This window comes from Microbacterium sp. NPDC006705, from assembly GCF_044903545.1.
Classification (GTDB): Bacteria; Actinomycetota; Actinomycetes; order Actinomycetales; family Microbacteriaceae; genus Microbacterium; species Microbacterium plantarum.
Genome location: NZ_JBJDQQ010000001.1, coordinates 665,605 through 690,403, shown reverse-complemented (window position 1 = coordinate 690,403; position 24,799 = coordinate 665,605). Strand labels below are relative to the sequence as shown.

The following is a 24,799-nucleotide window of genomic DNA, read 5'->3' as shown; positions in this document are numbered from 1 at the left end:
GAACCCATGCCGCAGGTCCTGGAGTTCTCCGACGTCGTCGTCCGCCGAAACGCCCGGAACATCATCGACCGGGTCGACTGGTCGGTTTCCGATGATCAGCGCTGGGTGGTGCTCGGCCCCAACGGCGCGGGCAAGACGACAGTGCTCCAGCTGGCGGCGAGCCTGCTCCACCCCACCTCGGGGACCGTCGAGATCCTGGGCGAGCGCCTGGGGCGCACCGACGTGTTCGAGCTCCGCCCGCGCATCGGGTTCGCCTCGTCGGCGATGGCCCGCCGCATCCCGGCTGAGGAGACCGTACTCGACGTGGTCCTCACCGCCGCCTACGCGGTGACCGGGCGCTGGCGGGAGGACTACGAGGACATCGATGAGCGGCGCGCCATGCGGGTGCTCGCAGAATGGAAGCTCGACGGTCTGGCCGAGCGCACCTTCGGCACCCTCTCGGACGGTGAGCAGAAGCGCGTCCAGATCGCCCGCGCCGTCATGACCGACCCCGAGCTCCTGCTTCTGGACGAGCCGACGGCGAGCCTCGACCTCGGCGCGCGCGAGGAGCTGCTCGCTCTCCTGGGCGGTTATGCCCAGGCGCCGACCACGCCCGCGATGATCATGGTGACTCACCACGTCGAGGAGATCCCGGTCGGGTTCACGCACGTGCTCCTCCTTCGCGAGGGTGGCGTGGTCGCTGCCGGTCCGCTGGCCGAGACGCTCACCGCGGACAACCTCACCGAGACGTTCGGGCTCTCCATCACGCTCACCGAGGAGGGCGGTCGCTACGCGGCTCGGGCGGCATCCTGAACCTGGTAAGATCGCTCTTTGGTGCAGACGCATCGCAGACTTCCCTCGCCCTGGCAAAATCCAGGGCACCACGTAAGGAATCCCATGAAGACTGACATCCACCCCGAGTACCGCGCCGTCGTGTTCCGCGACCTGGGCTCCGGCGAGACCTTCCTGACCCGTTCGACGGTCTCGAGCGACAAGACGATCGAGCTGGACGGTGAGACCTACCCCGTCATCGACGTCGAGATCTCGTCCGCCTCGCACCCGTTCTACACGGGCAAGCAGCGCATCATGGACTCGGCCGGTCGCGTCGAGAAGTTCAACCAGCGCTTCAAGAACTTCGGCTCCAAGTAAGTCGTTCTTCGATCAAGGCCCCGCTTCGGCGGGGCCTTCGTCGTTCTCGGCGGTGTGCTGTGCCCGCTCGCGCGATCACGGCTTGACGATCGGGATCGACGCCGTCTCGGCGGCGACCTTGCGGCGGTGCAGGGCGCGCTGCTCGGGCAGGGAGATGTCGAACACGACGGCGAGCAGACGGATGACGGTGGTCACAGCGATGCCGACGATGGCCGCCGCCACGATCGGGGCTCCGAGCGCCGATGCGCCGGCGAGCACCGCACACCCCACCGCTGCCGCGACGGCGTAGAGGGAGCCGACGTGCATGATGGCGACGGGAAGCCCGAGGATGACGTCGCGCAACATGCTGCCGCCGACCGCCGCGCACGAGCCGATGAAGATCGCCGGGACGATCGGAAGTCCCAGCACGAGGGCCTTGCTGGTTCCGAATGCGCCGAACAAGCCGATGACGACGGCGTCGAGGCCGATGATGACGGCGTTGAGCCGTCGGAAGACGTTGGACAGGAGCATTCCCACGAGGGCTGCCGAGGTAGCGGTGATGAGGTACCAGTTGCTCTGCAGTGTGACCGGCTGGACGCCGAGGAGCAGATCGCGGATGAGGCCGCCGCCCATCCCGATCAGGATCCCGATGATGACCACGCCGAGAGGGTCGAGCCGCTGCTTGCCCACGAACCCCGAGGCGAACAGAGCGCCCTGCACCCCGCCGAGGCCGACAGCGGTCAGATCCGCCCAGAGCGGGATCACGAACTGAGACTGCGTCACGGAACCATTGTCGTCGGTCGGCGCGATAATTGGAGGGTGCCCACCTACCGCGACGAGGTCGTGATCCTCCGCACCCACAAGCTGGGTGAAGCGGATCGCATCGTCACGATGCTCAGCCGTCGGCACGGCAAGCTCCGTGGCGTCGCCAAAGGAGTACGTCGCACGTCGTCGCGCTTCGGGGCGCGCCTCGAGCCGTTCATGGTCGCCGACGTGCAGATGTACAAGGGACGGTCGCTCGACATCGTGCAGCAGGCCGAGTCGCTCGGGTCGTACGGGGCCGACATCGCGACCGACTACGACCGGTACACCTCGGCGTCGGCGATGGTCGAGGCCGCCGACCGTCTGAACGAGGCCGAGACGACTCCGCAGCAGTACCTGCTGCTCGTGGGCGGCCTCCGCGCGCTCGCGCGTGGCGAGCACGACAGTCGCGCTGTGCTCGACTCCTACCTCCTTCGCGCCATGGCGCTCTCGGGGTGGGCGCCCTCGCTCGACGCCTGTGCCCGCTGCGGTCGTACCGGGCCGCACGACGGGTTCGTCGCGCCCCTCGGGGGCTCGGTCTGCGATGCCTGCGCTCCGGCGGGATCGGCCCGCATCGCGCCGGAGACCGGCGCCCGGCTCCGCGCCCTCATCGCCGGCGAATGGGAAACCGTTGACGCGGGCAGCCCCGGCACCGCCAACGCGGCATCGGGGCTGATCGCCGCGTATGCCCAGTGGCATCTCGAGCGCGGCATCCGGTCACTCGGACACATCGGCGCGGCGCGCTGACCACGGTGATGGCGGGCAGCTCGAACGCCTAGGCTCGAACCGATGAGTCCCAAGCCGTACACGCACCGCGACGCGGTTCCCTATCGCCCCCTCGACTGGACCGGGGTGTACCCGCCGGCGTTCCCGCGAGGCGGTGTCCCGAACCACGTCGCGATCGTCATGGACGGCAACGGACGATGGGCCAACCGCCGCGGACTCACCCGCATCGAGGGGCACCGCGCGGGCGAAGAGGTGCTGCTCGACGTCGTCGCCGGCGCCGTCCAGGCCGGCGTCAAGCACCTGAGCGTCTACGCGTTCTCGACCGAGAACTGGTCGCGGTCGCCTGATGAGGTGCGCTTCCTCATGGGCTACAACCGTGACGTCCTCCACCGTCGTCGTGATCAGCTCAACGAGTGGGGCGTGCGTGTGCGGTGGGCCGGGCGCAAGCCGCGCCTGTGGGGCTCGGTCATCTCCGAGTTGCAGTACGCCGAGCAGCTCACCCGCGACAACGACGTCCTCACGCTCACGATGTGCGTCAACTACGGCGGCCGGCACGAGATCATCGATGCGATGCGGGCGATGGGGGAGCAGATCGCCGCGGGGCGGATGAAGCCCTCCGCCATCACGGAGAAGGCCCTGCGCCGGCACCTCTATGTGCCCGACATGCCCGACGTCGACCTGTTCATCCGTTCGAGCGGAGAGCAGCGGACCTCGAACTTCCTCCTGTGGGAAGCGGCCTACGCCGAGATGGTGTTCCTCGACACGCTCTGGCCCGACTTCTCTCGTTCGGACCTGTGGGGTGCGATTCAGCTGTATCTCTCGCGCGACCGCCGGTTCGGCGGCGCTGTCGACGCTCCCACCGCGTGAGGCGCGAGCGGGAATAGCCCGCGCGCGCCAGGACGTTGCACCCGGTGTGACGGACGCAATCAAGATCGACGTGTGGAGCGACATCGCCTGCCCGTGGTGCTACATCGGCAAGCGCAACCTCGAGTCGGGCCTCGCGGCCACGGCGGATGACGAAGACGCTCCGCGCGTCGAGGTGACCTTCCACTCGTTCGAGCTCTCGCCCGACACTCCGGTCGATTTCGAGGGCGACGAGCTGGACTTCCTCTCGACGCACAAGGGGATGCCGCGCGAGCAGGTGCAGCAGATGCTCGACAACGTCACCGGCGTCGCGAAGGACGCGGGCCTCGACTACCACTTCGACATCCTCAAGCACACCAACACGGTCAAGGCGCACGAGCTGCTGCACGCCGCGAAGGCGGAGGGCCGTCAGCACGAGATGGCCGAGCGCCTGATGGCGGCGTACTTCACCGAGGGCCGCCACGTCGGACGGATCGACGATCTCGTCGAGCTCGCGGCCGAGGTCGGACTCGACCGCGACGTGATCCGCGCCGCGCTCGAGTCGGGCGAGCACCTGCCGGCCGTTCGCGCCGATCAGGATCAGGCGCGTTCGTACGGCATCAACGGCGTCCCGTTCTTCGTCATCGACGGCAAGTACGGCGTCTCCGGAGCGCAGCCTGCCGAGGCGTTCGCGCAGATCGCCCGTCAGGTGTGGGCCGAGCGGAACGGCGTCGAAACCGCGGGCTGAGCGCGGTCCGCACACGCGCGCAGGGTCAGCGCGGGAGGTTCGCCTCGATGACCGCGACGATCTCCGGCGCGTCGGGCTTCGTCTGGGGGCGGAAGCGGTGCACCTCACCGCTCGGCGTGATGACGAACTTCTCGAAGTTCCACATCACCGGGCCTCGCGCACCCTCCTCGTTGCGGATCTTCTTCAGCGCCTTGTACAGGGGAGCGGCGTGCGAGCCGTTGACCCGGATCTTGTCCATGATGGGGAAGCTCACTCCCCAGGTCATCGCGCAGTAATCGAGGATCTCCTCCATCGAGCCCGGCTCCTGACCCATGAACTGGTTGCAGGGGAATCCGATGACCTGGAGCCCGCGCTCGCCGTAGGTGCGCTGAAGCTGCTCGAGCTGCTCGTACTGGGGCGTCAGGCCGCACTTCGAGGCGACGTTGACGACGAGCAGCACACCGTCGCCGAGCTCCTCCAGCGTGGTGGCGGTGCCGTCGGCTGCGGAGAAGGGAATCGAACGGATGTCGGTGGTCGCTTCGGTCACGTCCCCAGGCTACGCCCGGCCGCCTTCCGGCATCCGTCCTTCTGGGAGAATGATCTGGTGAGTACCGTCGTTTCCGCTTCCCCGCGCCTGCGGATCGGCCCGATCGCCCTGGATGCACCCGTCGTCCTGGCGCCGATGGCCGGGATCACGAACACCGCCTTCCGTCGGCTGTGCCGCGAGTACGGCGCTGGTCTCTACGTCAGCGAGATGATCACGACCCGCGCACTCGTCGAGCGCAACGCCACCACCATGCGCCTGATCACCCATCACGAGTCGGAGAAGCCGCGCTCCATCCAGCTCTACGGCGTCGACCCCGCCACGACCGAGGCCGCGGTGCGGCTCCTTGTCGAGGAGGACCGCGCCGACCACATCGACCTGAACTTCGGATGCCCCGTGCCCAAGGTGACGCGCAAGGGCGGGGGAGCCGCCCTGCCGTGGAAGCTCGACCTGTTCCGCGACATCGTCACGCGCGCCGCGCGCGCGGCCGGCGACGTCCCGCTGACGGTCAAGATGCGCAAAGGCATCGACTCGGACCACCTGACCTACCTCGACGCCGGTCGCATCGCGGAGGACGCCGGGGTCTCGGCGGTCGCGCTCCACGCACGCACCGCGGCGGAGTTCTACTCGGGGCACGCCGACTGGTCGGCCATCGCCGCGCTGAAAGAAGCCGTCACGAGCGTTCCGGTTCTCGGCAACGGTGACATCTGGTCCGCCGACGACGCCGTGCGCATGATGGCGGAGACCGGCTGCGACGGCGTCGTCGTCGGTCGCGGATGCCTCGGGCGACCGTGGCTCTTCGGAGACCTCGCGCGAGCGCTGGGCGAACCCGGCTCAGCTGGGCCCGAGGTCGATGCCACGCTCGGGTTCGTCGCGACCGCCTTCCGCCGGCACGCCGAGCTTCTCGTGGAGTTCTTCGAGGATGAGGGCCGGGGATGCCGCGACATCCGCAAGCACGTCGCGTGGTACTTCAAGGGCTACCCGGTCGGCGGTGACACGCGGGCGCGGCTGGCGACCGCGTCGAGCCTCGCCGAGATCGACGACATCCTCGCGACGCTGGACTGGGCGGCGCCCTACCCCGGCTCGGCTGCGGAGGGGCAGCGTGGTCGCGCGGGAACCCCCAAGCGTCCGGCGCTGCCGGATCGTTGGTTGGATTCCCGCGACGTCGACGCGGCCGAGTCGTCGGCCATCGCCGCAGCGGAGGTCGAGAACAGTGGGGGCTGAGGTCACGAGCGGTGTCGGCGTCTCGGCGGGACGCCCCTCCGGCTACAACGACCACGACGCCGCCCGCTTCCACCGCGAGGAGCACCGCTCGCGCCGCGACAGCTTCGCCCGCGATCGCGCCCGTGTGCTGCATTCCGGCGCCCTGCGCCGTCTCGCCGCCAAGACGCAGGTGCTGAGTCCGGCGAGCCCGGCCGACTTCGCGCGCAACCGCCTGACGCACTCGCTCGAGGTCGCCCAGGTCGGGCGCGAGCTGGCCATCGCTTTGGAGCTCTCGCCCGACGTCGTCGATACCGCCTGTCTCTGCCACGACCTCGGACACCCGCCGTTCGGCCACAACGGTGAGCGGGCCCTCAACGACTGGGCCGAGGACATCGGCGGCTTCGAGGGCAACGCGCAGTCGCTGCGCATCCTCTCGCGTCTCGAGCCGAAGGTCGTCGATGCGTTCGGTCAGACCGCGGGCCTGAACCTCACGCGGGCGAGCCTCGATGCGACGTGCAAGTACCCGTGGACGGTCGAGCACGCCATCCCCGACCCGGGCGGACGGCAGAAGTTCGGCGTCTACCCCGAGGACGAGGCGGTGTTCCAGTGGATGCGTGAGGGCGCCCCGGGTCGCCTGCGTTGCATCGAGGCCGAGGTCATGGATCTCTCCGACGACATCGCGTACTCGGTGCACGACTTCGAGGACGCGGTCCTGAACGGCTACCTCGATCCGGCGCGGCTCGGGGATCCGCGCGAACGCGAGGCGCTGCTCACCGCGATCCAGAGCTGGGTGGGCTACGGCTTCACGAAGGACGAGCTCGGCGATGCGCTGTACCGTCTGACACTGCTTCCCGAGTGGCTCGAGTCGTACGACGGCTCGCGCGCGGCGATGGCACGTCTCAAGAACCTCACTTCCGATCTCATCGGCCGGTTCGCGCGCGCCGCCACGGCGGCGACCCGCGAGCACTACGACATCCCCGTCCTGACCCGCTTCCGCGGTCGGGTCATCGTTCCGCGCGTCATCGAGGTCGAGATGGCGGTGCTCAAGGGAGTCATCGGCGCCTTCGTCGTCTCGATCGAGGGACGCAAGGGGCTCTACAAGGAGCAGCGCCGCGTCCTGCGCCGCCTCGCCGACGCCCTGTGGGAGCGTCCGGAGCACCTCGACGCGCTGCACGCCGAGGACTTCGCCGCGGCGGTGACGGATGCCGCCCGCCGCCGCGTCATCGTCGACCAGGTGGCGACCCTCACCGACCGCTTCGCGATCGAGTGGCACGGCCGCCTGGTGGGCCCGGTCGACCTTCGCGAGCTGGGCCTGTGGTCGTCTGATCCGCGCGCGACGGCGCCGAGCCACTTCGCGCTGCCCGAGCCCATCGAAGGGCTCTGATGGCACGGATCCGGCAGACCGACATCGAAGAGGTCAAGGCGCGCACGAACATCGGCGACATCGTCGGCGAGCGTGTCGCCCTGAAGTCCGCCGGCGTCGGCTCGCTGAAGGGGCTCTGCCCGTTCCATGACGAACGCAGCCCCAGTTTCCACGTCCGGCCGCAGGTGGGGTACTACCACTGCTTCGGATGCGGTGAGTCGGGCGACGTCTACTCGTTCCTGCGGGCGATGGATCACCTCTCGTTCACCGAGGCCGTGGAGCGCCTCGCGGCGCGCATCGGTTACTCACTGCACTACGAGGACGGCGCTGCGGCTCCCGAGACGAGCGGTCGTTCCCGGCTGTACGCCGCCCACACCGCCGCGGCCGAGTTCTATCGGTCGCAGCTGTCCGCCCCGGACGCGCAGGCCGCACGTCAGTTCCTCGGCGAACGAGGCTTCGACGCCGGTGCAGCCGCGCATTTCGGGGTCGGATACGCGCCCCAAGGCTGGTCGGCGCTTCGCGACGCACTGCGGTCGCAGGGATTCACCGACGAGGAGCTGCTCACCGGGGGACTGGTCTCGAAGGGGCAGCGCGGCGTCTACGACCGGTTCCGGGGACGGGTCGTCTGGCCCATCCGCGACGTCGCCGGTCAGACGATCGGTTTCGGCGCTCGCCGCCTGTACGACGACGATCAGGGTCCGAAGTACCTCAACACGCCTGAGACGCCGATCTATAAGAAGGCGCAGGTCCTCTACGGCCTCGACCTCGCGAAGAAGTCGATCTCGCGGGAGCACCGCGTCGTCGTCGTCGAGGGCTACACCGATGTGATGGCGTGCCATCTCGCCGGGGTCACCGGAGCCATCGCGTCGTGCGGCACGGCCTTCGGTACCGATCACATCACGGTGCTGCGTCGCGTCATGGGCGACAGCGAGGGCAGCTCGGGTGAGGTCGTCTTCACGTTCGACCCGGATGCCGCCGGCCAGAAGGCCGCGCTGCGCGCTTTTGGCGACGAGAAGCGCTTCGCGGCGCAGACGTACGTCGCGGTCGCCCCCGAGGGGCTGGACCCGTGCGATCTCCGTCTGAACCGCGGTGACGCGGCCGTGCGCTCGCTCATCGAGGCGAAGGCGCCGATGTTCGAGTTCGTCATGGATCAGCGTCTGTCGACGTTCGACCTCTCCACCGTCGAAGGACGCATCGGCGCTCTGCGAGCAGCGGCACCGATCGTCGCCGACATCCGCGATGCCGCGCTTCGACCGGGCTACACGCGTGTCCTCGCCGGAAAGCTCGGGCTCGACCTTTCGGAGGTGCAGCCCGAGGTCGAGCGGGCCGCGCGCCGCGCGTCGGCGTCCGGGAGCGCAGGGGAGCGCACTCGCGGCGAGGCACCGGGCGCAGGCCGAGCGCAACCCTCCGGCGCGCCCGGCGCGGCCTCCGAACCGCCGCCCGTGTCGGTCCGTGTCACCCTCGCCTCACTGCCGGCCGCCCTCGAGCTCGAGAAGCGCGCGCTCATGGGCGTGCTGCAGTACGGGCACCTGCTCGACAAGCAGGCCGTCGACATTGCGCTGGGTCTGCCCATGCCGCATCCGGCTCTCGAAGCCGTCCGTCAGGCCGTCTCGATGCAGACCGATCTCACCCGGCCCGGATGGACCTCGGCTGCGGTGGACGCGACTCGGGAGCCCTATCGCACGCTCGCGATCGAACTGCTCACGGCGGACTTCCCCGCGGGAACCGAACGCATCGCGCAGACGACGGCGATGGAGTCGCTGCGCAAACTCCGCCAGCGGGCGCTCGAACGCGAGAAGGCCGAGCTGCGAAGCGCGCAGCAGCGCCTGGAACCGGGCTCGCCCGAGTTCCGTTCCATCGGCGTCGCCATCCGCGATCTCGACCTTCGGCTGCGGCAGCTCATGGAGTCGGAGTAGCCGCCGTCGGCGACGAGTAGCGGTCGAGCGATGAAAACGGCAGGATGATGCGCATGTCCCGACGACCCGACGCGGAGATCGCGGTGCGCTGCGACGATCTGTCGATAGCGCGGACGGGCGATTCCGATCGCGTCGTCGAGGGCGTCAGCGTCACGGTCCGGGCGGGAGAAGCCCTCGCCGTGATGGGCGCGACCGGATCCGGCAAGTCGACGCTGCTCTCCGTCCTGGCCGGCAATGCCCCGGCCGATGTCGGGGTCGTCGGCGGTGCTGCGGAGGTGGCCGGCCTCTCGGTGCGGAAGGGTGGCCGTTCGCGCCGCATGCTCACCTATTACGCCGGGCACATGCCACAGGCGGCGGGCGCTTCGCTCCCGGCTCGATTGACCGTGGCCGAAGTCATCGCCGAGCCCATCACCTCGCGTGACCGGCGGGTGAGTCAGCGCGCTCTGTCGCTTCGGGTCGCCTCGCTCCTCGACGAGTTGCACCTTCCGCTGGGGGCGGCCTCGCAGTATCCCTACGAGCTCAGCGCGGGCATGCGCCAGCGCGTCGCGCTCGCGCGCGCTCTCGTGCTCGACCCGAAGGTCTTCATCGGCGATGACCCGTACGCGAACCTCGACATCGAGGTGCGTATCGCGGCTCGAGAGGCCTTGCTCTCGCGTCGCGACGACACGGGGATGGCGATCGTCATCGCGACGAACGACGTCGAGACCGCCGACGAGCTGGATGCCGCGGCTCTCGTCCTGCACGGTGGCCGGCCCGTGGGATACGGGCAGACCGCATCGGATGTGGTCTGGACGCCGGACGGGCGATCGCGAGCGTCCTGACGGCCGCGACCCGCCCGGCGGTCGGCCGATGTCGTGAGCACCCCCGGAGCTTTGCTAATATAGACGGGTTGCCCGGCGCGAGCGGGGCGGCTGATCCTCGGTAGCTCAATTGGCAGAGCAATCGGCTGTTAACCGATAGGTTCTTGGTTCGAGTCCAAGCCGGGGAGCGAGAGACCCGCGTTATCTACCGCGGCTCTCACCGAAGGCCCGGGCTTCCACCCCGGGCCTTTACTCATGTGTCTGAGGTTCGCCTGGCACTCGATGCCCGTTCCTCGGCCTCGAAGCGGCGCGAAGTGCCAACCGGAGACGTGCGATCGCGCGAACGATCAGCCGAAGACGTGCAGTCCGAGGTCGTCGCTCAGCGCCTCCGCGCCGATGCGACCGCGCACGCTCGTCCCGTGCTCGTCGAGAGGCGGGCTCACGATGGCAGCGCCGAGCTTGCCCGGAGCCGACAACACGATCGCGCCGGAGACACTGGACTTCGCGGGGACGCCGACGGCTCGCATCCAGCGACCCGATCCGTCGTAGACGCCGCACGTGGCCATGACGGCGACGACGTCTCTCGCGATCCGCGCAGACACCGCCCGTTCGCCGGTCACGGGATTCACCCCGCCGAGAGCGAGCGTCGCGCCCATGACGGCCAGGGTCTGCGCGTCCACCAGCACGGCGCACGCACGGGCGTAGACCGCGACAGCGTCATCGGCCGTGACGGCGAGCGTTCCCTCATCGCGCATCAGATGCGCGAGTGCATGATTGCGGTCGCCGAGGAGGTGCTCGCTGTGGGCGACATCGTCGTCCACCTCCAGTCGGCGACCGGCGAATCCCGACAGCCCGGCCACGATGCGGCTCGCCCGCTCGTCGGGATCGTCTCCATCGACCAGCGCGCAGGTCAGGATGGCGCCGGCGTTCACCATCGGGTTCGGGGGTCTTCCCGTGCCGCTCTCGAGCTTGATGGCGTCGAACGCCTCGCCCGTCGGCTCGATGCCGACCCGGTCTAGAGCTGCGCCGTCGGTGTCAGCCAGTGCGAGAGCGAACAGGAACGGCTTGACGGCCGACTGGATGCTGAACGGGACATCCCCATCCACCGACGATCGGACCGAGCCGTCGGGCAGAGCCAGTGCGATCGCGCACAGGTCGCGGTCGGCCTCGGCGAGCTCCGGAATGCTCGTCGAGCGTTCACCGTCGCGCGCCGGCAGCAACCGTCCACGCAGAGCGTCGAGATCGTATGCACGCGGACCGCTGGCGTCGCTCATGGCGTCAGGCGTCGAGATCGTCGACGCCCGGCATCCAGGCGTTGCCCGGACGGCCCCAGCCGCGCTTCTTCGCGATCTTCTGCGTCGTCTTCCAGTCCGAGTCGTCGAGGCGGTCCACGTAGAGGATGCCGTCGAGGTGATCGAACTCGTGCTGCATGATGCGCGCGCGCCAGCCATCGACGCGGATCTCGACGGGGGAGCCGGCGAGGTCGGTGCCGGTCACGAGCACCTCCTCGGAGCGCCGCAGCGGGAACCGCTCACCGGGGAAGGAGAGGCACCCCTCCGACTCGTCGTCGGGATCGGGTGAGCCGGGCTCGAGGGGTCGCATCCAGAGCTCGGGATTGATGATCTCGCCGCGCCAGGGCTCGCCGTCGTCGTCCTGGTACGTGTAGACGTAGATCCGCAGGCCGACGCCGACCTGCGGAGCAGCCAGGCCGACCCCGGGGGCGGCATCCATGGTCTCGTACATGTCGGCGACGAGCCGGCGGATCTCGTCCGTGATCTCGGTGACGGGCTCGGCGGGGGCGTGCAGCACGGGATCGCCCATGATGCGAATCGGAAGAACGGGCACGTTGCGAGCCTAATCGAGCCCGCTTCGCCGTTATGGTCGAAAGGTGATTCCGTTTGTCGCGTCCCTCGATGACGTCACCGATCAGCTGATCGGAGTCTTCCGCGAACCCCGAATCCTCATCGGAATCCCGCTCGCGCTGCTCGGCGCCGTGTTCATGTCCTTCGGAGCGCTCTACCAGCACCGGGGCGTGCAGAAGGTCGAGCGTCTCACCAACTCGTCGGGAAGCGCCGGGCTCAACGGCTCGCAGCTGCTGAGTCTGCTGAAGCGTCCGTCGTGGGTGGCGGGGACGATCATGCTCGGGCTCGCGATCGTGTGTCAGCTCGCAGCGCTGACTTTCGCGCCGCTCATCCTCGTTCAGCCGCTCGGTGCGATCTCTCTCGTGATCACGACCCTGCTGAATGCACGCATCACCGGCGTCAAGCCGACGAAGCGGTCGGTTCGCTCGATCATCCTGTGCGTCGGAGGCATCCTCGCCTTCGTCACGGTGGCCGCGCTCGTCGCGACGGAGGAGCCGATCGATCAGGCGCAGCTCATCACCATCCTCGCTCTGCTCGCGGGGGTGCTGCTGATCTCGGGGGCCGTGTGGATGCTGGTGCGCAAGGGCGCGAAGCCGCTCTTCTACATCGCGGCCTCGGGCATCATCTACGGTTTCGTCGCGACGCTCGCGAAGGTCGTGATCTCGCGCATCCAGAACGGCGACTTCGAGTGGTTGACGCTCCTGTGCCTCGTCGGCCTGATCACCGCGACCGCGGTCGGTGCGTACTTCGTTCAGACCGCTTACTCCGTCGGTCCTCCCGATCTCGTCATCGCCGGGCTCACCGTCATCGACCCGATCGTCGCCGTCATCATCGGCATCGCCATCTTGCGTGAGGCCGCAACGGCGCCGTTGCCGGCATTCGTCGGCTTCGTCGTCGCCGGAGCCATCGCGGTCTATGGCGTGACGTCGCTGGCGCGGAACCATCCGCAGGTCGTGCTCGACAGTCAGCAGCTGCCGATTCCGCGCGGGAGCAAGGGCAAGCGCCTCGACGATTGAGCGGTCGCGTCGGTTCGAGGCGGCTCGCGCTAGGCTCGATACGGCACGGGGCGGTGGCCAAGCTGGTCAAGGCAGCGGGCTCATAACCCGACGATCGTGGGTTCAAGTCCCACCCGCCCTACGCACGAATGGCCGCCCGCGGGCGGCCATTCGCACGCACAGGGGCGTGAAGCGTCAGGGGTGCGTGATCGCGGGATCCTGCGGGAAGTCGGTGTTGTCGTCGCCCGCCTTGAGATCGGTGTCGCCGAGGTCGGAGCCCGCGCGAGCCGCGTCGGCCTTCACCTCATCGCTGGCGGCATCCGTCGGCGCGGCGCTGTCGGCGTGTGCGTCATCGGCGTCGCGGTGGTGGGGAGTGCTGTCGGACATGCGGCATCCTTTCCTCGGGGTGTGAGATCCAGCCTGCCGCTCGGATGGGTCGGGAGGAAGACGCTTGACATCGGATGCCGGGAGAAATCGTGACACGGTTGTGATTCTTCAGGTTCGTGCGCGATAATCGACGCCATAACCGAACACATCGCCGACATCCGGGCTCAGGTCGTAGGGGAAGACGTACCTGATGAAACGGAGAAGTCATGGCGACACCACAGGCGCGTGGAGTGATCTTCATCCACTCCGCGCCACGCGCGTTGTGCCCGCACCTCGAGTGGGCGGCGGGGCGCGCGCTCGGACGCGCGGTCAGCTTCGACTGGGAGGACCAGCCGGTGCTCGACGGCAGCCGTCGCGCGGAGTTCTACTGGGAGGGCCCCGCCGGAACCGGAGCAGCACTCGCAACGGCGATACGGGGCTGGGAGCACCTGCGATTCGAGGTGTCGGAGGATCCGACGCCGCGCAGCGACGGGGGCCGGTGGATGCACACCCCGAGCCTCGGCATCCATTACGCCCAGACCGATGCAACGGGCAACGTCGTGATCGGTGAGGACCGCATCCGCTACGCCATGGAGATCGCGGCGGGCGATGTGCGCGAGCTGCAGCGCGAGCTCGACGTCGCGTTGGGCGCAGCCTGGGACGAAGAGCTCGAGCCCTTCCGTCACGCCGGCGACGATGCTGCCGTGGTGTGGCTGCACAAGGTGGGCTGATTCCGAGTCGCACAGACCCAGTCGGCCCGTGCGTTCGTACCGAGCCCCGGTGGAATGATCCCGGGGAACGGGAGCACGTACGGGACGACTGACCCGAAAGAAGAACAGACCCCCGCGGAACGCCGTCCGCGGGGGTCTGTTTCGTGTTCCGAGACCGGTCAGGCCGATCGGAACGCGACGACGGCGTTATGTCCGCCGAAGCCGAACGAGTTGCTGATCGCCAGCAGATCACCGTCGCCGAGGCTCTGGGTCTCGCCCGAGACCCGGAACGGGACGGCGGGGTCCTGCTCGGTGATGTTGATCGTCGGCGGCGCGATCCGTTCGCGTAGAGCCAGGATCGTGAAGATCGCCTCGAGGGCACCGGTACCACCCAGCAGGTGACCCGTGGACGCCTTCGTGGCCGAGACCGGGATCTCGTCGATGCGGTCGCCGAAGACGCTGCGCAGCGCCTGGTACTCGTTGGGGTCGCCGACGGGGGTCGAGGTCGCGTGCGCATTGATGTGCGCGACATCATCGGGGGAGGCATCGGCCTGCTCGAGAGCAGCGCGGACCGCGCGCGAGGCGCCGGCGCCCTCGGGGTCGTTGGCCGTGATGTGGTACGAGTCGGCGGTGACGCCGCCGCCCACCGCGTAGGCGTAGATCTTCGCGCCGCGAGCCTTGGCGTGTTCTTCGGTCTCGAGGATCAGCACACCGGCGCCCTCACCCATGACGAAGCCGTCGCGATCGATGCTCGTCGGGCGCGAGGCCGTCGCCGGGTCGTCATTGCGGCGTGACAGTGCCTGCATCGACGCGAAGGACGCCATCGTGATGGGGTGGATCGCCGACTCGGTGCCACCGGCGATGACGATGTCGGCCAGGCCGTCCTGCAGGTGCTCGATCGCGTTGACGATCGACTCCGTGCTCGAGGCGCAGGCGCTCGCGACCGTCCGGGCGAAGGCGCGCGCCCGGAAGTGCAGCGAGAGGTTACCGGCGGCGGCGTTGGGCATGAGCATCGGAACCGTCATGGGCAGAACGCGTCGCGGTCCCTTCTCGCGCAGCGTGTCCCACGCATCGAGCAGCGTCCACACCCCGCCGATGCCGGTCGCGAAGTCGACACCGAGACGCTCGGGGTCGACCTCGGGGCTGCCGGCATCCGCCCACGCCTCCATCGCGGCGACCATCGCGAACTGCGACGCGGGGTCGAGACGCTTGGAGACAGGGCGCTCCAGCACGGTGTCGGGGCGCACGATGGCCTCGGCGGCGAAGTGAACCGGAATCTGGTACTTCTCGACCCACTCGTGCTCGAGTGTGCGCGTGCCGGAATGGCCGGCGAGCAGGCCTTCCCAGCTTTCGGGTGCGGTGCCGCCCAGGGGCGACGACGCTCCGATTCCGGTAACGACGATACGCGGGGTGCTCATGGATCTCCTCGGTGGAACCCCGGCGGGGGCGTGTGCCCCCGCCGGTGGGGGTTACGCCTGGTTGGACGTGATGTAGGTGACGGCGTCGCCGACGGTCTTGAGGTTCTTGACCTCTTCGTCGGGGATGGTGACGCCGAACTTCTCCTCGGCGTTGACGACGATCGTCATCATCGAGATCGAGTCGATGTCGAGGTCGTCGGTGAAGGACTTCTCGAGGGCGACCTCGTCGGCCGAGATGCCGGTCTCGTCGGTGATGAGCTCGGCGAGTCCTGCGAGGACCTCGTCGTTGCTGAATGCCATGGGGTTTCTCCTTGTTATCTCTGGACCGACCCGGACGCGGGCCGCTGTTCAGTCTAGGTGCGGGGACCCGCCCGATCAGGGAAGGACGACGACCTGCGCGCCGAAGACGAGCCCCGCGCCGAAGCCGATCTGGAGGGCCAGACCGCCGCTCAACTCGGGGTTCTCCTCGAGCAGGCGGTGAGTGGCGAGGGGAATGGATGCCGCTGACGTGTTGCCGGTGGTCTCGATGTCACGACCGATCGCGACGGTCTCGGGCAGCCCGAGCTGCTTGGCGAACTCGTCGATGATGCGCATGTTCGCCTGGTGCGGGATGAAGGCGACGAGGTCGCCCGCCTGGATGCCGGCCTCCTCGATGGCTCGCCGTGCGACCTTGACCATCTCCCAGACCGCCCAGCGGAACACCGTCGGGCCTTCCTGCCGGAGTGTCGGCCACGGCGCAGTCCCGTCGCGGAACTCCACGAGTGTGTGGTTCATGCCGACGGCGTCGGCCTTCGACCCGTCCGAGCCCCACACCGTCGGACCGATGCCCGGGGTGTCGCTCGGCCCGATGATCGCCGCGCCCGCGCCGTCGCCGAGCAGGAACGAGATCGTGCGGTCGGTGGGGTCGACGATGTCGCTGAGCTTCTCCGCGCCGACGACGGCGACGTAGCGGGCCGCACCCGCGCGAACGAGTGCGTCGGCCTGAGTCACTCCGTAGGAGAACCCTGCGCACGCCGCGTTGACGTCGTACGCCGCCGCCGGGTTCGCCCCGACGCGGTCGGCGACGATCGCCGAGACCGACGGGGTCTGCTTCGGGTTCGAGATCGTCGAGACGATGACGGCGTCGACCTGGTCGGCGGGAACGCCGCTGCGCTCGATCGCCTCGGCCACGGCATCCGCAGCCAGGTCGATGACGGTGGTCTCCTTGTCCGCGCGCACGCGAGTGACGATGCCGGTGCGCTGACGGATCCACTCGTCGCTCGAGTCGATCGGTCCGACGAGGTCGTCGTTGGGTACGGCGTTCTCACCGCGAGCCGCGCCGTACGCGTAGATGCGGGTGTGAGCGGGGCCGGTGGCCTGGCGAATGGCGGCGGTCATGCGGCACCTCCGGAGATGAAAGCGGATGCGGCGACGAGGTCGTCGGGGGTCTTGACGGCGACCGAGGGGACGCCGCGAAGAGCACGCTTCGCGAGGCCCACGAGGGTGCCGGCGGGGGCGAACTCGATGATGCCGGTGACGCCGTGCTCGGCGAACGAGGACATGCACAGGTCCCAGCGCACGGGAGACGCGACCTGGGCGACCAGACGGTCGAGAGCGTCACGGCCCTCGGCGACGACGGCGCCGTCGCGGTTCGACCACAGCGTGAGGTCGGGGTCGTTCACCGAGGTGGCGGATGCCGCCGCGGCGAGCGTGTCGACGGCCGGCGCCATGTACCGCGTGTGGAACGCGCCGGCGACCTGGAGGGGAATGACCCGGGTCGCAGCGACGGGCTCGGCGGCGAGGCTCGCGAGAGCGTCGAGTGCGCCGGCCGCGACGATCTGTCCTCCACCGTTGTAGTTGGCCGGGGTGAGGTCGAGCTCCTCCAGACGGGCGACGACGGCATCCTGGTCGCCGCCGAGCACGGCGCTCATGCCGGTCTGCTCGCGGGTCGCGGCATCCGCCATGGCGCGCCCGCGGAGTCCGACCAGACGCATCGCGTCATCGTCGCTCAGCACGCCGCCGGCGGCGAGTGCCGCGATCTCGCCGACCGAGTGGCCGGCGACGCCTGCCGGGCGAGCGCCGTCGGCGACGAGCGCGCTGTACGACAGCAGGCTGGCGGCGACGATGAGCGGCTGGGCCACGGCGGTGTCTCGGATGCGATCCGCATCCCACTCGGTACCGGCGGCGACGAGGTCGACCTCGGCGAGCTCGGAGAAGCGCTCGAGGCGTTCACGCGCACCCTCCAGCTCGAGCCACGGGGCGAGGAAGCCGGGGGACTGCGACCCCTGCCCGGGGAACACGGCGATGATCACTGTTACATCCTTCCAAGTTCAGTCGGTCGACCGCTGGCGACGATCGCACAACAATGCGGCGAACCTTTGTGTCGACCGTACAGTCGACGGGTCATGAGGAGCGTCCGACGGAGGCGCGGCCTCGTCAGCTCCGGCGCGACTGCGGCGCGCGTCGTCTCGTGAGGTCATTGCCGATAGAGCCCAGGATGAGCGCAGTCTGCAGGATGAGCGCCTCACGGGGCCCGGTCGCGTCCCAGCCGATGACGTCCGACACGCGCTTCAGCCGGTACCGGACGGTGTTCGGATGCACGAAGAGCTCGCGGGCCGTCGCTTCGAGGGAACGACCGTTGTCGAGGTAGCTCCACAGGGTAGCGACGAGGTCCGCAGAGTGGGCGAGCAGCGGACGATAGATCCGTTCGACCAGAGTTGCCTTGGCGACGGGATCGCCGGCCAGCGCGCGCTCGGGAAGCAGATCGTCGGCCTCGACGGGTCGCGGCGCATGACGCCAGGCACTCGCGACCGCGAAGCCGGCGAGAGCCGCGCGAGCGCTCTGGCTCGCATCGACCAGGGCGGGCACGGTGGGGCCGAGCACCAGGTGACCGGGGCCGAAACCGGGCTCGAGTCTCGCCGCTATCTCGAGGAAGGTCAGCTCGGGCACCGGCTCCGCCCGGCCTGGTAGGTCGGCACGCCCGATCACGATCACCAGGCGAAGGCCCTGAACGCCGACGAGGACGTCGACGCCCATCTTGCGCGCGGCACGGCGCAGCTGGTCGACGTCGAACTGCGGGGGAGCGGTGCCGACGAGGACGGCGACCGCACCGTGCCCGTGCCAGCCGAGCGCGGCGATCCGGCTCGGAAGCTCCTCGTCGGTCTCACCCGTGAGGATGGAATCGACGACGAGCGCCTCGAGGCGGGCATCCCACAACCCGCGCGCCTCGGCGGCGCGCGCGTACACGTCTGCCGCTGCGAAAGCGACGTCACGCGAGTACTTCAGGATCGCCTCGCGGACATCGTCGCCGCGGTGCGCCACCCGTTCCTCGGTGACTTCGACGGTCACCCGCACGAGCTGCAGGGTCTGCGTCAGGCTGACGCTGCGCAACAGCTCGCGCGGAGCCGCGGCGAAGATGTCGGCCGCGATGCGCGGGGTCGAGGTCGGATCCTCGTACCACTGGATGAACGAGGTGATGCCCGCCTGCGCGACCAGTCCTACGGAGGACCGGCGCGCAGGCGGCATCTCGGCGTACCAGGGCAGCGTCTCCTCGAGCCGATTGATCGTGGCTGTGGCCAGATCACCCGAGATCCGGCGGAGCCACGCGAGTGTCTCCGCCTTCGAGCTGTCGTCGGTCACCGAAGGGTCAGCTCTCGCCGCCCGCGTTTCCGCTCGTGCCCGCCGTCACGTCGTGCAGACGGTAGCGCTCGATCGCCTGCGCCGACAGACCGCGGTCCACGACGCCGTCCTCGGCCAGAGCCTGGAGCGTCCGCACCACGATCGACGGCCCGTCGATCTTGAAGAACCGTCGAGCGGCCGGGCGGGTGTCGGAGAAGCCGAAGCCCTCCGCGCCCAGCGTCGCGAAGCGACGCGGCACCCACGGCCGGATCTGGTCCTGCACGGCGTGCATGAAGTCGCTGACCGCGACGACCGGGCCCTCGGAGTCGTTGAGCTTCTGCGTGACGAAGGCCGTGCGGGGCTCGTCGGTCGGGTGCAGGAAGTTGTGCTCGTCGACGGCGAGACCGTCACGACGCAGCTCGGTCCAGCTCGTGACCGACCAGACGTCGGCGATCACACCCCAGTCGTCCTTGAGGAGCTTCTGCGCCTCGTAGGCCCACGGCACGCCGACGCCCGACGCGAGCAGCTGCGCGCGCGGCCCGTCGCCCTCGCCGACGCTCACGCGGTGGATGCCGCGGATGATGCCGTCGACGTCGACATCCTCAGGCTCCTTCGGCTGCACCAGCGGCTCGTTGTAGAGCGTGATGTAGTACATGACGTTCGGGTCGGGGTGGTTCCCGCCGTACATGCGCTCGAGACCCGAACGCACGATGTGGGCGATCTCGTACCCGTAGGCCGGGTCGTACGACACAGTGGCGGGGTTGGTCGAAGCGAGCAGGTGCGAGTGGCCGTCAGCGTGCTGCAGGCCCTCGCCGGTCAGGGTCGTGCGGCCGGCCGTCGCGCCCATGATGAACCCGCGGGCCATCTGGTCGCCCGCGGCCCACTGCGCGTCGCCGGTGCGCTGGAATCCGAACATCGAGTAGAAGACGTAGACGGGGATGAGCGGCTCGCCGTGGGTGGCGTACGAGGTTCCGATCGCGGTGAACGCCGCGACGGCGCCGGCCTCGTTGATGCCGACGTGGAGGATCTGACCCTGCGGGCTCTCCTTGTACGCGAGCAGCAGCTCGCGGTCGACCGAGGTGTAGTTCTGCCCGTGCGGGTTGTAGATCTTCGCGGTCGGGAAGTACGCGTCCATGCCGAACGTGCGCGCCTCATCGGGGATGATCGGCACGATGCGGTGGCCGAAGTCCTTCGCACGCAGCAGGTCCTTGAGCAGTCGGACGAACGCCATGGTGGTGGCGATCTCCTGCGTGCCCGAGCCCTTCTTCGGCAGCGCGTACGACTCGTCGCCGGGCAGCGTCAGCGGCGCGTGCTTCGTGCGACGCTGCGGCAGGAAACCGCCGAGCTCACGGCGACGCTCGAGCATGTAGCGGATCGTCTCGTCCTCGGCGCCCGGGTGGTAGTACGGCGGGAGGTACGGGTTCTCCTCGAGCTGCGCGTCGGTGATCGGGATGCGCATCGAGTCGCGGAAGTGCTTGAGGTTCTCGAGCGTCATCTTCTTCATCTGGTGGGTCGCGTTGCGACCCTCGAAGTGGTGACCGAGACCATAGCCCTTGATCGTCTTCGCGAGGATGACGGTCGGCTGGCCCTTGTGCTCCATCGCCTGCTTGTAGGCGGCGTAGACCTTCTGGTAGTCGAGACCGCCGCGGCGGAGCTTGCCCCAGATGTCGTCGTCCGACCAGTCCTTCACGAGCGCCGCCGTGCGCTCGTCGCGCCCGAAGAAGTGCTCGCGGATGAACGCGCCGTCCTCGGCGCGGTAGGTCTGGAAGTCGCCGTCGGGGGTGGTGTTCATCAGGCGGACGAGGGCGCCCTCGTCATCCTGCGACAGCAGCTCGTCCCAGCCGCGTCCCCAGACGACCTTGATGACGTTCCAGCCCGCGCCGCGGAAGTACGCCTCGAGCTCCTGGACGATCTTGCCGTTTCCACGGACCGGGCCGTCGAGACGCTGGAGGTTGCAGTTGATGACGAACGTGAGGTTGTCGAGTCCCTCGTTGGCTGCGACCTGCAGCTGACCGCGGCTCTCGACCTCGTCCATCTCGCCGTCGCCGAGGAAGGCCCAGACGTGCGAGTCGGACAGGTCCTTGATGCCGCGGTTGGTGAGGTACTTGTTGTTCATCGCCTGGTAGATGGCGTTGATCGGACCGAGACCCATCGAGACCGTCGGGAACTGCCAGTAGTCCGGCATCAGACGGGGGTGCGGGTACGACGGGATGCCGTCGGGCGCCTTCGAAGCCTCCTGGCGGAAGCCGTCGAGCTGGCTCTCGCTGAGGCGTCCCTCGAGGTACGAGCGGGCGTAGATGCCGGGTGAGGCGTGGCCCTGGATGAAGATCTGGTCGCCGCCGGACGGGTGGTCGGGACCGCGGAAGAAGTGGTTGAAGCCGACTTCGTAGAGCGAGGCCGACGACGCGTAGGTGGAGATGTGTCCGCCCACACCGATGCCGGGACGCTGGGCGCGGTGCACGGTGACCGCGGCGTTCCAGCGGATCCAGCGACGGTAGCGACGCTCGAGCTCTTCATCACCGGGGAACTCCGGCTCGTTCTCGGGCGCGATGGTGTTGATGTAGTCCGTCACCGGCACCTGCGGGACGTTGAGCTGCAGCTCGTGCGAGGCCTGGAGCAGGCTCAGCATGATCTCGCGACCGCGACCCGAGCCCTTCGCATCGACCAGCTGGCGCAGCGACTCCTGCCATTCACCGGTCTCTTCCGGGTCGCTGTCCAGGGCGTCCTGGGAGTAGGGGTCTTGATCGTTGACAGTCACGGGCGACCTTTCTCGTATGGCAGATCGTGCCAGGTAATCACCACGGGCAGGGCGCGGGCATTGTCGGGCGCGCACAAGCACCGCACGACAGCCTACTCACGCTCGGAGGGGTCGGCGCTCTCGTACACTGAGAGCAGGGGCCTATAGCTCAGTTGGTTAGAGCACCTCGTTTACACCGAGGGAGTCGGGAGTTCGAGTCTCTCTGGGCCCACATGAAAGCCACCCCCGCAGATCAGCTGCTGCTGCTGGACATCGCCCGCCTCGACGCGCAGGCGCGCGGAGCGGAGGCCGCGAAGCGCAATCCGGCTCAGGCGGCGCGTGTCAACGAGCTGCTCGCACGCCGTCAGGAGCTCTCCGTCGAGCTGACCGGCCTGCTCGGCAATCGCGACGACATCGAGGCCGAGCTCAAGCGCATCGCATCGGACGTCGCTGTCGTCGACGCTCGAGCGGCTCGCGATGCCGATCGACTCGCGGCGACCTCGAACCCGAAGGACGCCCAGGGCCTCGAGCACGAGATCGCTTCGCTCGCCCGCCGTAAGAGCGAGCTGGAAGACGCGCAGCTCGAAGCCATGGAGCGCCTCGAGGCCGCGGAAACCGCGGTCTCCGCACAGCAGGCCCTGATCGCCGAGGTCAATGCCGAAGGCGGGCGGTTGAGCGCCGAGGGTAAGGCCGCCGTCGCGGACGCCCAGGCCCGTCTCGACGCGGCCACCCGTGACCGCGCGGCGGTCGCGGCCAAGGTGCCCGCGGATCTCCTGGCACGCTACGAGTCGCTCGCCGAGCGGACGCCGGGCGCCGGCCTCCTGCAGCGCCGCACGTGCGGCGGGTGCCACATGGAGCTCTCCGGAACCGACCTCAAGGCGATCGGGCAGGCTGCCGCCGACGAGGTCGTGACGTGCCCCGAGTGCGGCTGCATCCTCGTCCGCACCGACGAATCCGGTCTGTGACCCGTCGATGACCACACCGCGCGCCCGGTGGCGCGCGGTGGGACGCCGCAATGACGGAGACGTCGACATCGCGGTGGTGGATGCCGCCGGCGCGGTGATCGAGCGCGGCCGTGTCGCCGCCGGCGAGCTGGCGGGTGAGATCGCAGCCGACCCCGATGCGCGGTGGATCTGGTCCGACACCACGGCCTGGTACCACGACATCCTGGCCGCCGGCGTCCGGGTGGCGCGGTGTCACGACCTGCGCCTGTGCCATGCGATCCTCCGTGATAGCTCGCTCGTCACGGAACCGGCACAGCTGCGGGCCGCGACCTCCTGGGACGCCGCGCCCGAAGACCCGGTGTCTGACCGCGACGTCCTCTTCTCGCTCGAGCCGGCTGCCGACGCCCTTCCGCATGACCTCGACGCGACGCTGGCGGAGTTCGCGCGTCAGGCCCGGGCGATCGAGAGCGCGACCGACCCCGGTCGTCTGCGGCTGCTGACGGCCGCGGAGTCCGCCGGAGCGCTCGTCGCGGTCGAACTGCATGGCGCCGGTGTCCCGTGGAGTCGCGAGGTGCACGACGCGATCCTCGCGGACGCGCTGGGCCCCCGTCCGCGACCGGGTGAGCTTCCGAGCCTCGTGCGCGACTTGGCCGACCGGGTGCGGAAGGCGCTCGGCGACCCGACCGCGAGCCTCGACTCGCAGCCGCGCCTGCTGCGCTCGCTGCACCGGGTGGGTGTGCTCGTCGAGTCGACGAGCAAGTGGGAGCTCCGACGTCACGAGCACCCGGTCATCGAGCCGCTTCTGGCCTACAAGCGCGCGATGCGGCTGTTGAGCGCCAATGGCTGGGCGTGGATGGACGAATGGATCCCGACCGACCGGTTCCGTCCGGTCTACGTGCCGGGAGGGGTCGTCACGGGCCGCTGGGCGTCGTCCGGCGGGGGAGCGCTGCAGCTGCCGCGGATGCTGCGCCCCGCGGTGCGAGCCGACCCCGGATGGCAGCTGGTGGTCGCGGACGTCGCTCAGCTCGAGCCGCGCATCCTCGCGGCGATGTCCGGCGACCTCGCCCTCGCCGATGCCGCGCGGGGGCGCGACCTCTACGAGGGCATCGTCGCCCGCGGCACCGTGCCCTCGCGTCAGGAGGCGAAGATGGCGCTGCTCGGCGCGATGTACGGCGCGACGACCGGAGACAGCGGGCGGCTGGTGCCGTCGTTGCGCCGCGCGTACCCGCGCGCGATGGCCCTCGTCGATGACGCGGCGCGCGTGGGAGAGGAGGGCGGCTCGGTGCGCACGCTGCTCGGTCGCACCAGCCCGGCGCCGTCCGCGGCGTGGCGCGAGCTCCACGCGGATGCCGCCGAGCCCGAGGCATCCGATGCCATCAAGACGCTCGCGCGATCACGGGCGCGCGAGCGCGGCCGCTTCACCCGAAACTTCGTCGTTCAGGGGACGGCGGCCGAATGGGCGCTCGCCTGGCTCGCCGACCTCCGGCAGCGCCTCGCGGCTTTTCCGAGCGTCGGAGACCACCCCGTCACGGGGCGCGCGCACCTCGCGTTCTTCCTCCACGACGAGATCATCGTGCACACCCCCGTCGAGCACGCCGAGTCCGCCGCGGCAGCCGTCCGCGAGGCCGCAGACGCGGCAGGACGACTGCTCTTCGGCTCGTTCCCCCTCGACTTTCTGCTGGACGTGCGCATCGCGGCATCCGCCGACAAGAGCTGACGACGGGCGTGGGTGGGCCCGCCGGTAGACTCGACGGGCGAATGGGTCGGCTGGACGGTCGCGTGGCGGGCAACCGCACCGAGGAACGTCCGGGCTCCACAGGACAGGACGGTGGGTAACGCCCACCCGGAGTGATCCGCGAGACAGTGCCACAGAAAGCAGACCGCCGGCGTCCGCGCCGGTAAGGGTGAAAGGGTGGTGTAAGAGACCACCGGGGTCGTGGTGACACGACTCGCACGGTAAACCTCGTCCGGAGCAAGGTCAGACAGGGGATGTTGACGCGGTCCGCCGAGTCCCCGGGTAGACCGCTGGAGCGGCACGGCAACGTGTCGCCGAGAGAGATGGCCGTCCACGGGGCTCACGCCCCCGGACAGAACCCGGCGTACAGGCCGGCCCATTCGCCTAACCGCCTCGACCCGCGCC

At 69.3% G+C, this 24,799-nt stretch carries 24 protein-coding genes, 3 tRNA genes and 1 other RNA gene; 17 read left to right on the top strand and 11 right to left on the bottom strand.

Annotated features, from left to right (window positions below):
- Positions 1-6: 6 nt before the first annotated feature.
- Positions 7-792 carry an ABC transporter ATP-binding protein gene (locus ACI2K6_RS03320; RefSeq protein ID WP_404568078.1) on the top strand — a complete coding sequence of 262 codons (786 nt, stop codon included), beginning with the start codon at positions 7-9 and terminating at the stop codon, positions 790-792.
- 84 nt (positions 793-876) lie between these two features.
- Complete coding sequence (locus ACI2K6_RS03315; RefSeq protein ID WP_018186539.1) at positions 877-1,128, top strand: type B 50S ribosomal protein L31; 252 nt, start codon at positions 877-879, stop codon at positions 1,126-1,128.
- Positions 1,129-1,203: 75 nt separating this feature from the next.
- On the opposite strand, the gene ACI2K6_RS03310 is transcribed toward ACI2K6_RS03315, so the two are convergent.
- Positions 1,204-1,890 carry a trimeric intracellular cation channel family protein gene (locus ACI2K6_RS03310; RefSeq protein WP_112614082.1) on the bottom strand — a complete coding sequence of 229 codons (687 nt, stop codon included), beginning with the start codon at positions 1,888-1,890 and terminating at the stop codon, positions 1,204-1,206.
- Positions 1,891-1,926: 36 nt separating this feature from the next.
- Between ACI2K6_RS03310 and recO the strand changes: the two genes are divergently transcribed.
- From recO to ACI2K6_RS03295, 3 genes are read left to right on the top strand one after another with little or no spacing between them, the layout of a single operon-like run.
- Positions 1,927-2,655, top strand: a complete 729-nt coding sequence (recO, locus tag ACI2K6_RS03305; protein WP_112614084.1) for a DNA repair protein RecO — start codon at positions 1,927-1,929, stop codon at positions 2,653-2,655.
- Positions 2,656-2,697: 42 nt separating this feature from the next.
- The gene (locus tag ACI2K6_RS03300; RefSeq protein WP_112614086.1) at positions 2,698-3,501 is read left to right on the top strand and encodes an isoprenyl transferase; all 804 of its coding nucleotides are present in this window, start codon (positions 2,698-2,700) and stop codon (positions 3,499-3,501) included.
- 46 nt (positions 3,502-3,547) lie between these two features.
- Entirely contained in the window at positions 3,548-4,225 is a 678-nt protein-coding gene (locus tag ACI2K6_RS03295; RefSeq protein WP_112614088.1) for a DsbA family protein, read from the top strand.
- Positions 4,226-4,250: 25 nt separating this feature from the next.
- Here the strand turns inward: ACI2K6_RS03295 and ACI2K6_RS03290 are convergent, their stop codons facing one another.
- Positions 4,251-4,751, bottom strand: a complete 501-nt coding sequence (locus ACI2K6_RS03290) for a glutathione peroxidase (protein WP_114587865.1) — start codon at positions 4,749-4,751, stop codon at positions 4,251-4,253.
- 57 nt (positions 4,752-4,808) lie between these two features.
- Between ACI2K6_RS03290 and dusB the strand changes: the two genes are divergently transcribed.
- The 5 genes from dusB to ACI2K6_RS03265 all read left to right on the top strand — a co-directional run bounded on the left by dusB (position 4,809) and on the right by ACI2K6_RS03265 (position 10,218).
- Positions 4,809-5,972 (top strand): tRNA dihydrouridine synthase DusB, encoded by a 1,164-nt coding sequence (dusB, locus tag ACI2K6_RS03285; RefSeq protein ID WP_274177670.1) that lies wholly within the window; start codon positions 4,809-4,811, stop codon positions 5,970-5,972.
- Positions 5,962-7,335, top strand: coding sequence for a deoxyguanosinetriphosphate triphosphohydrolase (locus ACI2K6_RS03280; protein WP_404568077.1), 1,374 nt, complete (start codon positions 5,962-5,964; stop codon positions 7,333-7,335). Before dusB ends, ACI2K6_RS03280 begins: the two co-directional genes overlap by 11 nt.
- Positions 7,335-9,230 carry a DNA primase gene (dnaG, locus tag ACI2K6_RS03275; protein ID WP_274177671.1) on the top strand — a complete coding sequence of 632 codons (1,896 nt, stop codon included), beginning with the start codon at positions 7,335-7,337 and terminating at the stop codon, positions 9,228-9,230. The genes ACI2K6_RS03280 and dnaG overlap by 1 nt, the downstream gene beginning before the upstream one ends.
- A 53-nt stretch (positions 9,231-9,283) precedes the next feature.
- On the top strand, positions 9,284-10,051 hold the full coding sequence (locus ACI2K6_RS03270) for an ATP-binding cassette domain-containing protein (RefSeq protein WP_112615079.1): 768 nt from the start codon (positions 9,284-9,286) through the stop codon (positions 10,049-10,051).
- Between the two features lie 94 nt (positions 10,052-10,145).
- Positions 10,146-10,218 (top strand) — tRNA-Asn (locus ACI2K6_RS03265).
- A 159-nt stretch (positions 10,219-10,377) separates the two neighbouring features.
- Here ACI2K6_RS03265 and glsA read toward each other — a convergent pair.
- A complete protein-coding gene (glsA, locus tag ACI2K6_RS03260) occupies positions 10,378-11,304 on the bottom strand; it encodes a glutaminase A (RefSeq protein WP_404568076.1) in 927 nt (308 codons plus the stop codon).
- Between the two features lie 4 nt (positions 11,305-11,308).
- Complete coding sequence (def, locus tag ACI2K6_RS03255) at positions 11,309-11,875, bottom strand: peptide deformylase (protein ID WP_404568075.1); 567 nt, start codon at positions 11,873-11,875, stop codon at positions 11,309-11,311.
- A gap of 43 nt (positions 11,876-11,918) precedes the next feature.
- Here def and ACI2K6_RS03250 point away from each other — a divergent pair, with 43 nt between their 5' ends.
- Together ACI2K6_RS03250 and ACI2K6_RS03245 are read left to right on the top strand one after the other, a co-directional pair.
- Complete coding sequence (locus ACI2K6_RS03250; protein ID WP_112614102.1) at positions 11,919-12,908, top strand: DMT family transporter; 990 nt, start codon at positions 11,919-11,921, stop codon at positions 12,906-12,908.
- A gap of 47 nt (positions 12,909-12,955) precedes the next feature.
- Positions 12,956-13,029: transfer RNA gene (locus ACI2K6_RS03245), tRNA-Ile, on the top strand.
- Between the two features lie 53 nt (positions 13,030-13,082).
- Here ACI2K6_RS03245 and ACI2K6_RS03240 read toward each other — a convergent pair.
- Entirely contained in the window at positions 13,083-13,274 is a 192-nt protein-coding gene (locus ACI2K6_RS03240; protein WP_269266554.1) for a hypothetical protein, read from the bottom strand.
- 206 nt (positions 13,275-13,480) lie between these two features.
- On the opposite strand from ACI2K6_RS03240, the gene ACI2K6_RS03235 reads away from it, so the two are divergent.
- Complete coding sequence (locus ACI2K6_RS03235) at positions 13,481-13,984, top strand: DUF3145 domain-containing protein (protein ID WP_112614106.1); 504 nt, start codon at positions 13,481-13,483, stop codon at positions 13,982-13,984.
- A 158-nt stretch (positions 13,985-14,142) separates the two neighbouring features.
- Here ACI2K6_RS03235 and ACI2K6_RS03230 read toward each other — a convergent pair whose 3' ends face one another.
- From ACI2K6_RS03230 to aceE, 6 genes are all read right to left on the bottom strand, one after another.
- Positions 14,143-15,381 carry a beta-ketoacyl synthase gene (locus tag ACI2K6_RS03230; protein WP_114587862.1) on the bottom strand — a complete coding sequence of 413 codons (1,239 nt, stop codon included), beginning with the start codon at positions 15,379-15,381 and terminating at the stop codon, positions 14,143-14,145.
- 51 nt (positions 15,382-15,432) lie between these two features.
- Positions 15,433-15,681, bottom strand: coding sequence for an acyl carrier protein (locus ACI2K6_RS03225; protein WP_023951379.1), 249 nt, complete (start codon positions 15,679-15,681; stop codon positions 15,433-15,435).
- A 75-nt stretch (positions 15,682-15,756) separates the two neighbouring features.
- A complete protein-coding gene (locus ACI2K6_RS03220; RefSeq protein ID WP_404568074.1) occupies positions 15,757-16,758 on the bottom strand; it encodes a beta-ketoacyl-ACP synthase III in 1,002 nt (333 codons plus the stop codon).
- Complete coding sequence (locus ACI2K6_RS03215) at positions 16,755-17,672, bottom strand: ACP S-malonyltransferase (protein ID WP_404568073.1); 918 nt, start codon at positions 17,670-17,672, stop codon at positions 16,755-16,757. Before ACI2K6_RS03215 ends, ACI2K6_RS03220 begins: the two co-directional genes overlap by 4 nt.
- A gap of 124 nt (positions 17,673-17,796) precedes the next feature.
- Complete coding sequence (locus ACI2K6_RS03210; RefSeq protein ID WP_112614114.1) at positions 17,797-18,999, bottom strand: CdaR family transcriptional regulator; 1,203 nt, start codon at positions 18,997-18,999, stop codon at positions 17,797-17,799.
- A gap of 7 nt (positions 19,000-19,006) precedes the next feature.
- The gene (gene aceE / locus ACI2K6_RS03205) at positions 19,007-21,736 is read right to left on the bottom strand and encodes a pyruvate dehydrogenase (acetyl-transferring), homodimeric type (protein WP_114587859.1); all 2,730 of its coding nucleotides are present in this window, start codon (positions 21,734-21,736) and stop codon (positions 19,007-19,009) included.
- 137 nt (positions 21,737-21,873) lie between these two features.
- Here aceE and ACI2K6_RS03200 point away from each other — a divergent pair.
- From ACI2K6_RS03200 to rnpB, 4 genes are all read left to right on the top strand, one after another.
- Positions 21,874-21,947: transfer RNA gene (locus ACI2K6_RS03200), tRNA-Val, on the top strand.
- A gap of 1 nt (position 21,948) precedes the next feature.
- The gene (locus ACI2K6_RS03195) at positions 21,949-22,680 is read left to right on the top strand and encodes a zinc ribbon domain-containing protein (protein ID WP_112614118.1); all 732 of its coding nucleotides are present in this window, start codon (positions 21,949-21,951) and stop codon (positions 22,678-22,680) included.
- Positions 22,681-22,687: 7 nt separating this feature from the next.
- Positions 22,688-24,376, top strand: a complete 1,689-nt coding sequence (locus ACI2K6_RS03190) for a bifunctional 3'-5' exonuclease/DNA polymerase (RefSeq protein WP_404568072.1) — start codon at positions 22,688-22,690, stop codon at positions 24,374-24,376.
- Positions 24,377-24,418: 42 nt separating this feature from the next.
- Positions 24,419-24,777: RNase P RNA component class A (gene rnpB / locus ACI2K6_RS03185), an RNA gene on the top strand.
- Positions 24,778-24,799 lie beyond the last annotated feature (22 nt).

Excerpts from the sequence above, each read along its gene's own strand:
- ACI2K6_RS03270 (WP_112615079.1), top strand. The coding sequence starts at position 9,284 with ATGTCCCGACGACCCGACGCGGAGATCGCGGTGCGCTGCGACGATCTG.
- ACI2K6_RS03190 (WP_404568072.1), top strand. The coding sequence starts at position 22,688 with ATGACCACACCGCGCGCCCGGTGGCGCGCGGTGGGACGCCGCAATGAC.
- ACI2K6_RS03320 (WP_404568078.1), top strand. The coding sequence starts at position 7 with ATGCCGCAGGTCCTGGAGTTCTCCGACGTCGTCGTCCGCCGAAACGCC.
- ACI2K6_RS03230 (WP_114587862.1), bottom strand. The coding sequence starts at position 15,381 with ATGAGCACCCCGCGTATCGTCGTTACCGGAATCGGAGCGTCGTCGCCC.
- ACI2K6_RS03240 (WP_269266554.1), bottom strand. The coding sequence starts at position 13,274 with ATGTCCGACAGCACTCCCCACCACCGCGACGCCGATGACGCACACGCC.
- ACI2K6_RS03315 (WP_018186539.1), top strand. The coding sequence starts at position 877 with ATGAAGACTGACATCCACCCCGAGTACCGCGCCGTCGTGTTCCGCGAC.
- glsA (WP_404568076.1), bottom strand. The coding sequence starts at position 11,304 with ATGAGCGACGCCAGCGGTCCGCGTGCATACGATCTCGACGCTCTGCGT.
- ACI2K6_RS03235 (WP_112614106.1), top strand. The coding sequence starts at position 13,481 with ATGGCGACACCACAGGCGCGTGGAGTGATCTTCATCCACTCCGCGCCA.
- ACI2K6_RS03225 (WP_023951379.1), bottom strand. The coding sequence starts at position 15,681 with ATGGCATTCAGCAACGACGAGGTCCTCGCAGGACTCGCCGAGCTCATC.
- ACI2K6_RS03300 (WP_112614086.1), top strand. The coding sequence starts at position 2,698 with ATGAGTCCCAAGCCGTACACGCACCGCGACGCGGTTCCCTATCGCCCC.
- ACI2K6_RS03195 (WP_112614118.1), top strand. The coding sequence starts at position 21,949 with ATGAAAGCCACCCCCGCAGATCAGCTGCTGCTGCTGGACATCGCCCGC.
- dnaG (WP_274177671.1), top strand. The coding sequence starts at position 7,335 with ATGGCACGGATCCGGCAGACCGACATCGAAGAGGTCAAGGCGCGCACG.
- ACI2K6_RS03220 (WP_404568074.1), bottom strand. The coding sequence starts at position 16,758 with ATGACCGCCGCCATTCGCCAGGCCACCGGCCCCGCTCACACCCGCATC.